The 13976-nt window shown below is 55.2% G+C and carries 10 protein-coding genes; 4 read left to right on the forward strand and 6 right to left on the reverse strand.

Annotated elements, in window-relative coordinates; genetic code table 11:
* Nucleotides 1-58: 58 nt before the first annotated feature.
* The 3 genes from Q31a_RS27585 to Q31a_RS27595 all read right to left on the reverse strand — a co-directional run bounded on the left by Q31a_RS27585 (nt 59) and on the right by Q31a_RS27595 (nt 5465).
* A complete protein-coding gene (locus tag Q31a_RS27585) occupies nt 59-3151 on the reverse strand; it encodes a PSD1 and planctomycete cytochrome C domain-containing protein (RefSeq protein ID WP_145085405.1) in 3093 nt (1030 codons plus the stop codon).
* Nucleotides 3152-3246: 95 nt separating this feature from the next.
* Complete coding sequence (locus tag Q31a_RS27590) at nt 3247-4896, reverse strand: LamG-like jellyroll fold domain-containing protein (RefSeq protein ID WP_145085407.1); 1650 nt, start codon at nt 4894-4896, stop codon at nt 3247-3249.
* Nucleotides 4897-4925: 29 nt separating this feature from the next.
* A complete protein-coding gene (locus tag Q31a_RS27595) occupies nt 4926-5465 on the reverse strand; it encodes a sigma-70 family RNA polymerase sigma factor (protein ID WP_145085410.1) in 540 nt (179 codons plus the stop codon).
* Between the two features lie 427 nt (nt 5466-5892).
* Between Q31a_RS27595 and Q31a_RS27600 the strand changes: the two genes are divergently transcribed.
* Nucleotides 5893-6924 carry a DUF1559 family PulG-like putative transporter gene (locus Q31a_RS27600; RefSeq protein WP_145087711.1) on the forward strand — a complete coding sequence of 344 codons (1032 nt, stop codon included), beginning with the start codon at nt 5893-5895 and terminating at the stop codon, nt 6922-6924.
* Between the two features lie 124 nt (nt 6925-7048).
* Nucleotides 7049-7513 carry a hypothetical protein gene (locus Q31a_RS27605; RefSeq protein WP_145085413.1) on the forward strand — a complete coding sequence of 155 codons (465 nt, stop codon included), beginning with the start codon at nt 7049-7051 and terminating at the stop codon, nt 7511-7513.
* A gap of 45 nt (nt 7514-7558) precedes the next feature.
* Here Q31a_RS27605 and Q31a_RS27610 read toward each other — a convergent pair whose 3' ends face one another.
* The 3 genes from Q31a_RS27610 to Q31a_RS27620 all read right to left on the reverse strand — a co-directional run bounded on the left by Q31a_RS27610 (nt 7559) and on the right by Q31a_RS27620 (nt 11830).
* On the reverse strand, nt 7559-8797 hold the full coding sequence (locus Q31a_RS27610) for a hypothetical protein (RefSeq protein WP_145085417.1): 1239 nt from the start codon (nt 8795-8797) through the stop codon (nt 7559-7561).
* 518 nt (nt 8798-9315) lie between these two features.
* Complete coding sequence (locus tag Q31a_RS27615; RefSeq protein ID WP_145085420.1) at nt 9316-10551, reverse strand: class I SAM-dependent rRNA methyltransferase; 1236 nt, start codon at nt 10549-10551, stop codon at nt 9316-9318.
* Nucleotides 10552-10615: 64 nt separating this feature from the next.
* The gene (locus Q31a_RS27620; protein WP_231690975.1) at nt 10616-11830 is read right to left on the reverse strand and encodes a zinc ribbon domain-containing protein; all 1215 of its coding nucleotides are present in this window, start codon (nt 11828-11830) and stop codon (nt 10616-10618) included.
* A gap of 362 nt (nt 11831-12192) precedes the next feature.
* On the opposite strand from Q31a_RS27620, the gene Q31a_RS27625 reads away from it, so the two are divergent.
* On the forward strand, nt 12193-12705 hold the full coding sequence (locus Q31a_RS27625) for a 6-pyruvoyl trahydropterin synthase family protein (RefSeq protein ID WP_145085423.1): 513 nt from the start codon (nt 12193-12195) through the stop codon (nt 12703-12705).
* 242 nt (nt 12706-12947) lie between these two features.
* The gene (fliG, locus tag Q31a_RS27630; protein ID WP_145085426.1) at nt 12948-13967 is read left to right on the forward strand and encodes a flagellar motor switch protein FliG; all 1020 of its coding nucleotides are present in this window, start codon (nt 12948-12950) and stop codon (nt 13965-13967) included.
* The last annotated feature ends 9 nt before the right edge of the window (nt 13968-13976 follow it).

The raw sequence follows: 13976 nt of genomic DNA on the forward strand, positions 1-13976 counted from the left end.
CTGCGACGAATTTCGCGATCAATTTGACGTGGATCCTTCAACTTCAATACTCCAATGTCTAATTGCGGGTTACGAATTCATCGGTATTGATCAGAACTCGGGCTACGGCAGTCCAGGCAGCCAATTCAGCGTGGGACGCCCCGGCTAAGGCCGCATGCACGAAATCCTGACTAGCCTGCTCAGATTGCTCAAACGATTTTAACTGCCGCTGATAAAAAGCGAGTAAGACTTCTTGTTCCGCAGAGGTGGGGCTTCGCGCCAAACACCGACGAAACATATTGCCCAAACGTTCTTCCACTTCCGATCCAGCCTTATTCAACACGGCTTCCGCTAAGGCTTGAGAAATCTCGATGAACATGGGATCGTTCGCCACGGCCAACGACTGCAGAGGAGTGTTGGAGCGAGCTCTAGCTGTACAGGTAGTGCTAAAGTCTGGGGAATCAAAGGTGGTCAGCAACGGATAGGGGGCGCTTCGATAAAAGGTGGTGTAGAGAGTTCGACGAAAACGCTGTTCCCCCTGGGAGGTCGGCCACCCCTTTTTCTGCTGAGTAAAGTCGAAAATACCATCGGGTTGTGGCGGAAAAACACTTGGCCCCCCGATTTGCGAAGTCAGACGATTGCCGGCCGAAAGGGCCTGATCACGGACAATTTCAGCCTCCACTCTGACACGAGCCTGGTGCGACAAGAGAAAATTCTGTGGATCAACTTGCTTACTCCGCTCCGGAATCGAACTCGATTGTCGGTAGGTGGCCGACATGACAATTTCACGATGCAGCCATTTCATCGACCACTGGTGCCGCATAAACTCGTAGGCTAACCAATCGAGCAATTCGGGATGCGACGGTGGGGTCCCCTGCATTCCGAAATCGTTTTCCGTCTCAACCAATCCGCGACCGAAGTAGCGAGACCAAACGCGATTGACGGTAACTCGCGTGGTCAATGGATTGCTTGGCGAGACAATCCACCGCGCTAAGTCCAGGCGTGAGGGCCCGACCACGTCACCCACACTCTCAGGTGCATCCACCAGAGCATCCCTACATCCCTCGGCAGGAAGACCAGCCAGCTCTTTGCCTGGAGCTGCTTCTGAGGTTCGCGTGGCGGCCTGCGATAACATTTCGGTGGTGCGCAATTCCTGAAGAATTTGTGGAATACCAGCCAGCAACGCCCCCTCTTCTACCGCCGGAGATAAGAAATCTCCACGGTCGAGTCGATAGGTGGGCGGTGGTGAGTCCAGATCTTCCATCACCATCTGTGCAGCCGTGGCTCCTTTGGCAGGGAGCTTGCTCCGCAATTGCGCGACGCGTTGTTGCAATTCGATGCGCCGCTTGTCACGCACCAAGGAGGAAGTCAGAATTTCGGGCTGTGAGTCGCTGGCTTCTACGGAAAACCGACCAATCTGGTAGCCCACATTGCGGTCGTGCTTCATGACCAGCGTGAGACTCTTGCCAGCTACCCGTAGGGGTTCTGCCAAGCTGAAAATCGCTTCGTGCCGCGCGTTCATGCGCTGACCTTCGGCTGTCTGCGCATCATTGACATTGATGGCCCACCCCGATTCGGTGTCCCCATCAATGGCGTCCGCCACGGAATAACCAGTCTGACTATGATCCGCCCACGCTTGCGCGAACCGAACAGGCTGTCCGTCAACCAACAGCTCCAGATCCGACAGCACGAAGTTGCCGTTCCCGGCCCGCCCGGGCCCGTTGGCAGGCAGACGCTCGTCAGGCAGCACGCTCAATCGGATGGCGGTAAGCAGATCGGAGTGGCTCGAAAAACTAAGCTGATAGGTCGCATTCCCAGGCAAACCTTCCGGAGCGAAAAGAGAGCCGTCGTCTAGCAATTGCAACTCGCTACCATCCACGATGCGCTGCGACTTCAACTCCACCGCGTCCCAGTCCCATTCTTCAGGAGCCCAGACGGAGGACTTTCCCGATTCGTCTTTGAGCTGAGTCAACTCGCGCTGCAAGGTGGGCAACTCCAACGCCCAAGCCTGCTGCTGTTCGCTCCAGCCAAACATTTCCCCCTGTCCAACTGCCACCGTTTTTCCGGTGCTATTGGCGTCTGCGGCTGAGTTGAAATACGCATAGAAGCGGAAGTAGTCGTCGTGTGTGATGGGATCGAATTTGTGGGTATGGCACTGCGCGCACCCCAGCGTTAGTCCCAACCACACCGCACCTGTGGTATTCACACGATCCAAGACAGCCTCATGGCGGAATTCATCCGCCTTCACTCCCCCCTCTTGATTGATCATCGTATTGCGATGAAAGGCAGTGGCGACCAACTGAGACTTGGTCGCGTTTGGCAATAAGTCACCCGCCAACTGCTCGATCGTGAATTGGTCAAAAGGCATGTCGCTATTGAGCGCATGAATGACCCAATCCCGATAGGGCCACATCACGCGATCGCCATCAATGCTGTAGCCATTGGAATCTGCGTATCGCGCTTGATCCAGCCAGTGCCTTCCCCAACGCTCACCGTAATGTTGATTCTCCAGCACTCGATCTACCAGACGCCCATACGCATCGGGGGCTCCATCCTCTTCAAACGCCAGCACTTCTTCCACCGATGGCAGCAACCCCAATAGGTCTTGATACAAACGGCGGATAAGCGTTGCTCGGTCAGCTTGCTCTGAAAGAGTCAGCCCGACCGCGTTCAATCGCTGTGAGATGAACAAGTCAATGGGCTGAATCCCTGTCGCTTCCAGCCGGTTTCTGGCATCAGCGGTCCATCCATCCGTTCGGGGTGGCTCAACAGGCTGTACGACGCGGAACGCCCAATGTAGCTGGTAGAGCGCATCGGCCTCAATCCAATTCTTCAATAGTTCGATCTGGGCTGCGGAAAGTTCCTTGCCGCTTCCAGAGGGTGGCATGCGCAACTCGAGATCTTCCGTCTCAATCCGCTCAACGAGGCTACTTGCCGCAAGGTCCCCCGGTACGATCGCACCATAATCAATAGCTTCTTCACGCACGTCCAAACGAAGACCGGACTCCCGGGTTGCTTCGTCTTGCCCATGACAAGCGTAGCAATGATTGGACAGAATTGGACGGATATGTGTGTCGAAACTAATGCTTGTCTCAGCATTCTGCGCGTATCCAACCGCTCCGATGCCCAAGAATATTGCAACAAAAATCACTCCACTTAATTGCCTAGCCATATCCTCAATTCTACTCTCTAGTGTTATCGCTCGATAGAAAAATTGAACTGTTTCCACTCAACTGCGGCCGACGGCTCGCCCCTCTTGGCTGGGCATCAATGAATCTGTGGAAACTCTGGCAACTCGCGTTCCGGAGGGACGATTCCAGCTTGAAAATGCGTGGCCACCTCCTCAGCGGTCAGACGATGCGCATAAATCGCGACTTCATCGATGTCACCACAAAATTGCCTCGTCGAAGAATCCTGGGCTCCTGTGTGCAAAGGACGCAATTGCCCAAGGTAGAGCCGGTTGGATTCGGCGATTGGATAAAGGCCCACTCGGGAGACTCCTACTAAACGCCCATTCAAATAGAAGCTAATTTCATGCTCCCCCTTGGTCGCGACCAAGTGATACCAACTTGCCACACTGCAACCACCGCTGGAGAACAGATTGATTCCTCCAGCACGTCCCGAGGGATTGCGGTAGAGAAATCGAAATGCAGAGCGAGGATGCACCAACTCCGATTCGGGTGCATACTCAAACAGCAACGAGTGCTCGAGTGCTTGAGATTCATCACTGGGAATTAGAGACAGGATTGACTGACGCAATTGCTGCTCGGGGCGAGCCCAAAGCTCGATGGTGTAATCTCCCCCAAACCGATTCACCAAATCGTCCTGCGAACGTAAAGTACGCCCCACATCCGACGCTTTGAACCGAGCCACACCATCGACTATTTCGATCAATGGCTCAGCCCCTTCAAAGGTGACCGAACCGTTGAAGCGGTCGCTCATCTCGTTTTTGACCGACAAGGCCCCCGGCTCTTCGAAACGCCAGTACAAAAAAGGCTGGTCTGCCACGATGCAACGCGCGTAGTTCTCATCGATTTTCAGCTCCTGAATCGATTCAAAACTCCACGGAAGTAGCGAGGGATACGTCTTGTCTTGCACGCGCGCATCTAGCAAACCAAATTCGGACTCGCTGGCACGCAACTGTTGCGACTCATTGACCGTCAGGCTGGTGTAGGTATATCCACGACTGCCCAACAGGGAAGCTTCCAGACTACCCGAATAGACTTCGATCACACTGGCCTGTTTATCTACCGAGATTGAAAAGGAAGATTGCTGATCCACGATGGAAAAATGCGGGGAATTGAGCACGAAATGCCCATCAATGCGCGGCACGTTGACCGTAGCTCGCCCGCTAACGACGGTCGCTTCATTTTCATTCAAGACATGCAACTCGGCCGGGCCGGACAATTGCAATTGAGCCCCATTATTGAACTGCAAGTCTAAACTTCCCGACTCGATCACGACTTTACCCGGCCGCAAACGCTGGCCAACCGTCAGTCCCCGGCTACTCTGACCTGACTGCAGGTGCAGACCGCTGACGATAGCCACATCCATAAAACCCTGGAGGTCGCTGGCCTCGTAGACAGCCACCGCGGTTGATGGTCGCGCCTCGGCAAGAAAAACAGTTCCTAGGAGAACTCCCGCTAGAGCAACGGCTAGAGCCAAGACCGACCACCCCACGATTCTCTTTAGCGTTGCCCTTGAGCCACGTCGACCGGCTGACCGCGAAGTTCGCTCCGGGAAACCAGCTGGAATCATCGGCTCTCGCAACAATCCCTCAACTTCCGCGTAGCCGAGAAACTGCTTGCGCACCTCGGGCGACTGCCTTAGAGATTGCTCCAATTCACCAAGCCCTGCCGCGTCCAACTCTCCGTCAAAGTACTGGCGGAATCGTTGCTCTGCCTGCCTATCACCCATGCTGCTTCCTAACAATCACTCGAACACAACTAAACATTTCCGTTGACCTTCAGCTGCTTTTCCACGCAGGCTTGAATCAGCTCTCGCAATCGATCCAATCGGCGATAGAGCGACTTGGGAGTCTTACCGAATTCCGCAGCCATTTCCTTGATGGATTTCGATTCAAAATACCTACCTTGAATCAGTTCCAAATCACGTGGCTGCAACTTTTTCAAACAGAGTTGCAGGCCCTCCTTCATCTCGCCCAAGTAGCTCGCGTGCTCGACGCGTTCTTCGCTGAGCTGCTGAACGACATCCTCTGCAAAGACGAGTTTGCTACGGGCGAATTCCTTGCGGAAGTTCAAAATTTCGTAGTAGGCTCGGTGCAATGCCCAAGCCAAAAAATCTCGCTGCGTATCAAACTCAGCTAACTTCTCCCACAGCACGACCGCCGTCCGCTGCAAGACCTCCTCTGCATCGGCCCGCCGGGGCAGAAAGGTCATGATATAGCGCAGCATCTCACGGTCATGCTTCGCTAAAAGCATGACCAAATCACGTGTACTCAGTTCATTGGATTCACTGCTCAGCATTCCTCAACACTCGATTATTTGGACGCGTCCAACCAATGTACTCCGCCACCCTCGACAATTCCCCTGCCATTAGCTCTACGAAGCCATTAATTCACAGACACAACGCCGGCGGCAGCGGAGTGAACGCCAGAAGTTGCATTGAATTTGTTGGATTTTCCAAAAAACCACCCTAATCAGAGGGGAATTGCATGACCGCCAGGAGCACCCGCCAGTAATGCCAGACTTTCCCTACCGTTCCATGGAGATGCTGGCGTCTTTTCTTGCGCAAGTACTACTTATTGCTTGGACGTTTTATTGCTTGGACGTTGAGCGGTCGCGTCAGTCTTCGGACTCACTTTAACGGCTGCCGCTTGCACAGGCAGACCGAACGCTAGGATTCGCCTTCCCTTAATTCCCGATAACCCTTCATTCCTGTCGAAAGTTTAAAATGAAAAAGCGAATTCAATCTGGATTCACCTTGGTGGAATTGCTTGTGGTGATTGCAATTATTGGCATCCTAGTTGGCCTACTACTGCCAGCCGTTCAAGCAGCCCGCGAAGCTGCCCGACGGATGCAATGCAGCAACAATGTTAAGCAGTTGTCGTTGGCACTTCTGAACTATGAATCTGGATTCCAGAGATTCCCCCCCGGTGCTGTCCATGCCAAGAGCCCACGCGCGGCTGGTGGGTCGGGCAATAGCTTTGGCCCAAGCTTTTATGGCATGCTGCTCCCCTTCATGGAGCAAACGGCACTTGCCAACAGCCTCACTTGGGTTGGACGTTCGCCCGGCTACGTTAGCGAAGGAGGCGCAGGCCCCGACAATGCCGGAGCTGCCAACAAGGTTTTCGTTCTAGCTGCTGGACCACTCCCCATGATGCGTTGCCCCAGCTCTGCCGGCCCTCTCGACAACGGACGTGACTCGTTTGCCCACTACGCTGGTGTCGCTGGCTGTGTCGACCCTGTCACGTTCTCCGAAACGCGGCTCTTCAACGATGGAACACTTGGCCTAATCTCCGGCGGCGGCATGCTAACCGCCAACCAAGCCATGAAGATGGGGAATTGCAGCGATGGAACCAGTAACACCATGCTGCTCGGTGAAATGTCCGGTAGACTCGAACGTCTCATACCTGGCACGTACTCATTTGTCGCCGCCTCCGGCACCGAACACGGTTGGCTGATGGGAACTCGTGTCAATGGAGTCCCTCCTAGCCTTGACCCTGCCGGTTCGGGCGATGAGCGGGTTTTCAACACCGTTTCCCTCCGCTACAGCCCCAACCAAGAACCCTTTGCAAACCAGCTCTTCCCCGGCATGGGAAGTAACGTGGGCGCCAACAACCCACTCAACTCCTCTCACACCGGCGGCGTAACCATCGGCTTAACAGATGGATCCATTCACTTCCTCAGTGAAAACATCGAACTCGAAACCCTCAAGAAACTCGCCACGCGAGATGATGGCCAGCCAGTCAACGCAGACTTCTAGGCTCCGGTCAGAAATCCCTTAATCCTCACTCAATGCATTCCACGCGGGGGCACCTCCCTGACGTGGAATGCGTTTTCAATGCGACATCCCACTTAGACACCCACTTAGACACCCAGAAAACCTCATGTCCAGACTTGCAACTTCCCTGCTACTGTTCGCCGCCCTCATTCCCATGATTCCTGGCTGTGGTGGCAACGACTTTGGGCCCATCGGCTCCATCGCAGGCAAACTAACCCTTGACGGCAACACCCTACCGGCCGGTACCAAGGTAATCTTCACTCAACCTACCAAGGGTTACACCGGTTTTAGCCTGACCAACGAAGCGGGTGAGTACCGGATCGAATGGCGGCGCTCCGGCAAAACATTCGACGGCATGCCTGTGGGGAATTACCAAGTCATGCTTGTTCCCGAGGGAGCCATCGATATTGATGAAGTCTCCGCCGAGGATATGCTTGCTGGTGGCCCCAAGCCGAACAAACCCCAAGTCGCAATCCCTCCTCGATTCCTAAGAGCCACGACCAGTGGCCTGAGTTTTGACGTCGCTGAGGGAGAGAACACCATCAACATCGATGCAACGTCGAAGCCCTAACGCGTTGGTCAGGGAGCGTCTTACATTCGTTAGAGAATAAGCGGCCTACGCCTGCGGTCGAACCGTCGAGTACAGGTCTAGCTCCCGCCGCCCTCCAATGGCTCCAAAAACTCGCCGTATCTGCTGCACCCCGTCCGCGATGGATGCTCCCTGCTGGGCATCTGAGCTGCGGGCTCCCAATGTGTAGTAGTGCGGCTCTTGGGTTAAACAACCGTCCAATTCAGGGAAGGGGTCCGAAGCGGTTTGCTGCATAGGCTGCAAGGCAGCAGGCAGGGAGGCTAAATGGCTGCTCCCAGTCACCGGTGCCGCGCAGTTGATGAACACATCCCCCTGCACTTCCAAGGTTTCCTCTTCGGTTGTTTGCAACTTCACCAGCCATTTGCCGCTCTCGTTGACCGTCAACGCTTCGATTCCCCAAGCCCCCAGCGCGACCGCAGCCGTGTTGCCATTGGTCCCGTCTCCTATCGCCTGAGCGGTTTGGAGTAGTTCTTCAAACCCGCTGACCGGCGGCGCGTCGAACACGATGCCACGGCGCCCGATAGCCTTGGGTACAACCCAAGTCACTCGCGTACCAGGCTCTTCAGCCGCCAGCTGCTGCAGCTCACATGCGTTGGCGCACGCCTCTAGATTCTGCCCAAACAGGATTGCGTGTCGCCCCGCAAACTGCTTTCGCTCTCCCCCTAAAACATCGCATTTCCCGAACTTCATCGCCGAGCGATATTCCGCTTCGCGCACTGCTAATCCACCGCCACTCGCCAAGCCCCGTCGTGCGGCGCCATGCCCGCTGCAGTCCAAGACCAAATCGACCAATTGCGTGAACTCCCCGCGCACTTGCGAGTCCGCCAGGATTCTAAACTCTTGTTCAGCCCGCCGCGTGAGCGAACCGGGATGAGTCGGAGTGCAGCTGGTACGACTAAGCGAAATAGCGGGAGCGTTGAACTGTACCGACTCGAATAGCAAATCCGTTTTGGCGACGGGCAGGAGATACTCCTCCACATACTGTCGATAGGATGCCGGCGCCGCAAAATCGGTCAACGAGCATGGATTCCCCTGGGCCTCCAAAGCCGCCAACCCTAAGGAGGTGACCACTTCACCCAGCGGTGCGTTCATCAATCGATCGCCCCAACCCATCAGGCTTTTTCCAACGCGGGACCGGTCGTAAAGCACCACGAAATAGCCTAAAAACCTTGCGTACAGTGCAGCTTCAATCCCGATGGGACCGCCTCCCAAAACTCCGATCGTCGCTGGCGTATCGATTTCGGGATCCCATTCAATGTGCGTCATGAACTTGCCTTGAGCTGTGTGCTAGCTTGAAAATACGGTCCGCTTCCCATATCCATTCCGTTGGGACACTCATTCGCATGCCTCCTTGCAAAGAGCTAGCTCCCAATTGTCTCGCCCAGCCCAGTCAGCACAACGCCCCAGTTGGCAGATGCGACCATAGAAACTTTGGTTGACGGCCTAGGACATTGCGTGGCAACTGCCGAGAGCTCGCACTTTCCATCGCGTGCAGCACAATGGAGGGCCCTTAAAAGAAGAATCAGATTGCTCCTGAGCAGAGGAGCCGCTGCAGACTCACGCCCTGCTCCCCCCACGTTCCGATTCCTGCTGGAGCTGGACCGTGGGGCAAGAATGGCTCAACTTCTATGCAATGCACTCCGCATTCCACCAACACACCGCATTCCACCGCCACACCTGGCCAAGCGACCAAGCCCGCTGCAGAGTGAGCAATCGGGTCGACCAAATGCAGAGTAACTGAGGCATCGTGGCAGCTCAGCCTCTAGTCAGTTCACTTAGTCAGATCACTCGAGGCCAAATAATTGGAATTTCAGATAACGCAATTCAGGCATGACGAAGGGAGTGGGGTGATCGATGGGCAGGCCGCGCTCGGCAAGTAGCACGGCTTTGCGACGCGCCTTACCAAACGCCTCTGCATTGATGGCAGCGAACGTGAGCGGATCAATGTGACTGGAGCAGGAAGCAAGTGCCAACAGACCGCTAGATTTGGTAACCCGCGCGGCTAATTGCGCTAGCCGGCCATAGGCAGGAATCGCGCGCTGCCTCGCTTTCTCGCTAGGAGCAAACGAGGGCGGATCGCAGATCACCATGTCCCATCGCTGCTTGCTGTTGACGGCTGCCTCTAGAAAATCAAAGCAATCGGCAACTTCGCCGTAATGCAAATTGGGATCCAATTGATTGGTCTGCCAAATATCCTCCGAGGCCTCAATGGCGGGACGTGCAATGTCGACCGAGACGACATGCTTGGCCCCACCTCGACCGGCAGCGACCGAGAAACCGCCATTGAAACTGAACAGATTCAGGACGGTTCGTTGATTGGACAACGTGCGAATGAGCGCTCGATTATCGCGCTGATCCAGAAAGAAGCCCGTCTTCTGTCCGCTTAGCACATCGGCGGTAAAGGTCATGCCGTTCTCTTGGAAATAGACAGGCGTATTGACCGTCTGTCCACGTCCGGTGTGGTGTTGCCCCAACTCACCGCGCAGCACCTGCCCGACACTCCCTCGCTCGCGGGTGCGCAGCACGACCGTCTCGATGCCAGCATGCTCGACCAACCAATCAGCAATCCCTTCGGGTCGGTAGAAGGCCTCGGGCGCACCGCCATCGAACTTCATGACCGCCACTCGGTCATAAACGTCGATAATTGCGCCAGGAATTCCATCCCCTTCGCCCGCCACCAATCGGAAGCCATTGGTGTCCGATCCGAGGGCAGTCCGCCGCAGTTTCAAGGCGGCAAACAACTGCTTGGAGAGCCATGCATCGTCCAAGCGATAGGGAGGAGATGTCGTGCAAACCCGGAAGGGAATGGGATGATCTGGATCATAGATTCCGGCTGCAATCGTCGCATCTCCCTTGCGATCTTCTAGCAACGCCACGCTACCGGAAGGGACGTTGACCAACTCTACGGCATCGGAATACAGCCAAGCATGTCCACGTTTGACATTGCGAACCAAGTCCTTCTGAAGCCGCACCGCAATGGGCGATGGACTTTGGACCAGGATATTCTGTTTGACTGACATGCTGCATTTTCTAAATGGGGGGAATCTTGACGCAATCTAGGTAGATTGTATCGCCCACATCATTTCAGCGAGCAGACATCACCAGGGCAACCACAAAAACAATGAGAATCACAGCCAAAATGACCGCGACAGCCACACCGATGCGAGTCGCCGAATAGGGTTTCTCGCCCACGACCTTTCCCGTTTGCCCGTTAACCAGAAAGCGATAGACCTTATCTCGATAGCGATAGCTCAGCACGTGCACCGGCAACAACATCAGATCAGAGCCCGTTACATCGAACTCTGTATTCACACTCAGATTGCTCTGAGTATCTCCTGGCAGGAAGCGTTGAATTTCTGCGACCTGCCGCTGCCGGAATTCCTCTTTGGTCTTTTCCATGGCTTCGGGCATTTCGACCGAGTATTCCTCGGCCATCCAGCCCGCCAGAAAATACGGGCGATAACGGGTCAAGGAAGCGAGCTGGAAAGGATGGATGGCCCGCGCCTCTGCCTCGCTGATCCCCTTGGTGGCTGGGACCAGAAAACCATGATAGTAACGGTTGTGATGCCCACTCAGAGGAAACCACTCGGTCTCGGTAACGGTCCGCGTGCGGCGAACGGTGTTGCCCTTGGAGTCACGCGTGGTGTAGTGCTCCGTACGGTACCAATACTCACCAATCCGAGCCGACCAACTGCTGGCTGCATGAACCGAGAAATGCCAAAACGGGAGGTACACCCCTCTCTGCTTCTCCGATATTGCTTTCACCGCCAGATCTCCAGGTCGAAACCAAGAATTCCGCCGCAACCATTCTAGAAACTTCTCCTCCGCATCCTGAGAAGTCACCGCAAAGCCAATGACGAATTCGGGACGTTGACGCCCGGAGCGACTGACCGATATTTCAGTGACGTAGGTCGAGTCGCAAAAGGGGCATACGTAACTTCGCTGATCGAGGCTAGTCGCGACTTCACTGCCACAATTCTGACATTTGAACATGTGATTCGGCACGGCCGAAACACTCGAACCGCTGTTTCCAGCGACGACCGCCGATGGATCCGCAATCTCCAGTGGAGCGCCACAGGCAGCACAGAATTTTGAATCGCCCGCCCTGGGGGAGCCACAAGCTGTGCAAGGTGCCGATACGGATTGCGATTCCAGCGAGGAGACCAATTGCGCGTCGATCACCCCTGAGGATTGTTCGCTGCCTGCCGCAGCCAAGCCACCACGCGAACCGTCGAGAACCTCGGCTGATAGAATCGGTTGCTTGGAAGCAGACGAGTTCGGGTGCGCCTTGCGAGCCATAAATGCCGTCCACTAATGAGTTCGACTGAATAAACGGAATGCAGCTGCTGCATCGTCCAGACTAGAAATTGGGGGTTTCCTACGGGTCCCAACAATGCTTCCCTGGGCTTTATTGCAGAGCTTAGAGGGAATCGTCGCCTCGCTCGCGCCCCTAATATCCGAGAGGGATGGCCCACTAGGCTGCGTCGCAAGCATGCTGGCCATTGTCCATTCTAGTCTCTACTTTTACCATGGCGGAGCAACAGGTTTTCGCCCGCGAGAGGGCTCTAACATGGGCACCATCCATTCTGAGCGACCGAGCTGCAAACATCGAGAAGTCCCTGATGAGCCGATCCAGCCACCATTAATTGAGCGACCAACACATGCCAACCTCCCCCCCCGCCTCCGTCAACGGCAGTTATCGCGTACTGCTTCAAAAAGAGCAATTGGTATTTAGTGCGGCACACTTTATCACCTTCGCAGGAGACATTTGCGAGCGTTTGCATGGGCACAACTACGGTGTCCGCGCTGAGGTGACAGGCCCCCTGGACTCCAATCAGTATGTCATCGACTTCATCGCTTTTCGAGATGCCCTGGCGGCGATCGTAAAGCAATTGGACCACCACATGCTCCTGCCTACCCAACACCCACGCATCTTGGTCGAACAGAATGGTGAGGAGATCACTACGCGCTTCGACGAGAAGCGTTGGATTTTCCCGGCAGAAGATTGCATCTTGCTTCCTATCGTCAACACGACGGCAGAGCAAATCGCCTGGTGGATGGCGAACCAGTTACGCACGGCGCTGAAACCTCAAATTGGTGACTGGCTGGAAACCTTAGAGGTTGCCATCGATGAAAACCATGGGCAGTGGGGGATCTGCAAGATCGACTGGTAGGCACCAGTCTCACCAGGACTGGGCGGAGCCGGGGCACTGGACGAGGACTGCCATTCCGCAACATCGCTACAAACCACACAGGCCACGAAAACTTGCAAAGAGTGCTTCGATACGGCTAGTAATTCTCGCCAATCGATTCCGATAATCACATCAACTGTCTATTTAGGTCGGGTTGTCAGTTTGCTGACATTTACAATCCGTGAATGGCGACCTTTTCCAACTTGACGGAGCGATGCGCGGCCATGTCAACTCAAGTCACTTACAGCATCTCCCCGGGAGTACGGCGAGCCGCGATTCTGATCATGAGCTTGGCAGAGGAAGATGCTGCCAAGATCCTGGGATTGATGCCCAGACGCTATGTCGAAACCGTGGCGCTGGCGATTGCCCAGCTGGAAACCATTTCTAGCCGTGAGCAGGAAGATGCGATCTCTGAGTTCTTGCGCAGTCGGCCGAGTGCGATTGGCCCCAATTCAGGCGGTCTCGACAAAGCCAAGAATCTCGTCAAGAAAGCGCTGGGAAACGAGGCCAGCGACACCCTCTCTGTTTTGCAACAAACACTCGAGGCCTTGCCGTTTGGATTCCTCCACAAGGCAGATCCTCAGAACATCCTCTCGTTCTTGATCGATGAGCACCCACAGACCATTGCCATGGTCTTGAGCAACATTCCGCCAGCAGTGGCTGCAGGCGTGCTGAGCGGTCTACCAGCCCTGAAGCAGTTGGAAGTCATCCAACGCATCGCAGAGATGGGACAAACCAGTCCAGACGCCATTGAAGAGGTTGAAAAAGCGTTGTCGACTCGCATGTCTCTCTTCATGACGCAGTCCTATCGCAAGGGAGGGGGCGTGCCTGCGGTGGCTGAAATGCTCAACGTATCCGAGCGTTCGACCGAGCGAACCATCCTGGATGGACTCACCAAGGAGCGTCCTGAGCTGGTCGACGAAATTCGCCGCTTGATGTTTGTCTTTGAAGACCTCTTGAAGATCAACGACAAGGACATTCAAAATGTCTTGAAGAACGTAGAAACAAGCCAGTGGGCACTAGCCTTGAAGGGGGCGAGTCAACCGCTCCAAGAAAAAGTGCTGGGCAATATGTCCTCGCGTGCCGCCGACATGCTCCGCGAAGAGATGGAGTTTCTTGGTAAAGTGCGTCTCAGCGAAGTCGAGGGAATGCAACAGAAAATCGTGGATGTCGTCCGCACCCTGGAAGACTCCGGGCAACTTTCCCGTCCAAGCGGAGATCAAGAGGAAGAGTTTGTGACCTAGGATGGCGCG

It is taken from the genome of Aureliella helgolandensis (assembly GCF_007752135.1).
Classification (GTDB): Bacteria; Planctomycetota; Planctomycetia; order Pirellulales; family Pirellulaceae; genus Aureliella; species Aureliella helgolandensis.

What these genes read in the sequence shown, in the direction of transcription:
- Q31a_RS27585 (WP_145085405.1), bottom strand. Translation starts at nt 3,151, where the DNA reads ATGGCTAGGCAATTAAGTGGAGTGATTTTTGTTGCAATATTCTTGGGC.
- Q31a_RS27590 (WP_145085407.1), bottom strand. Translation starts at nt 4,896, where the DNA reads ATGGGTGATAGGCAGGCAGAGCAACGATTCCGCCAGTACTTTGACGGA.
- Q31a_RS27595 (WP_145085410.1), bottom strand. Translation starts at nt 5,465, where the DNA reads ATGCTGAGCAGTGAATCCAATGAACTGAGTACACGTGATTTGGTCATG.
- Q31a_RS27600 (WP_145087711.1), top strand. Translation starts at nt 5,893, where the DNA reads ATGAAAAAGCGAATTCAATCTGGATTCACCTTGGTGGAATTGCTTGTG.
- Q31a_RS27605 (WP_145085413.1), top strand. Translation starts at nt 7,049, where the DNA reads ATGTCCAGACTTGCAACTTCCCTGCTACTGTTCGCCGCCCTCATTCCC.
- Q31a_RS27610 (WP_145085417.1), bottom strand. Translation starts at nt 8,797, where the DNA reads ATGACGCACATTGAATGGGATCCCGAAATCGATACGCCAGCGACGATC.
- Q31a_RS27615 (WP_145085420.1), bottom strand. Translation starts at nt 10,551, where the DNA reads ATGTCAGTCAAACAGAATATCCTGGTCCAAAGTCCATCGCCCATTGCG.
- Q31a_RS27620 (WP_231690975.1), bottom strand. Translation starts at nt 11,830, where the DNA reads ATGGCTCGCAAGGCGCACCCGAACTCGTCTGCTTCCAAGCAACCGATT.
- Q31a_RS27625 (WP_145085423.1), top strand. Translation starts at nt 12,193, where the DNA reads ATGCCAACCTCCCCCCCCGCCTCCGTCAACGGCAGTTATCGCGTACTG.
- fliG (WP_145085426.1), top strand. Translation starts at nt 12,948, where the DNA reads ATGTCAACTCAAGTCACTTACAGCATCTCCCCGGGAGTACGGCGAGCC.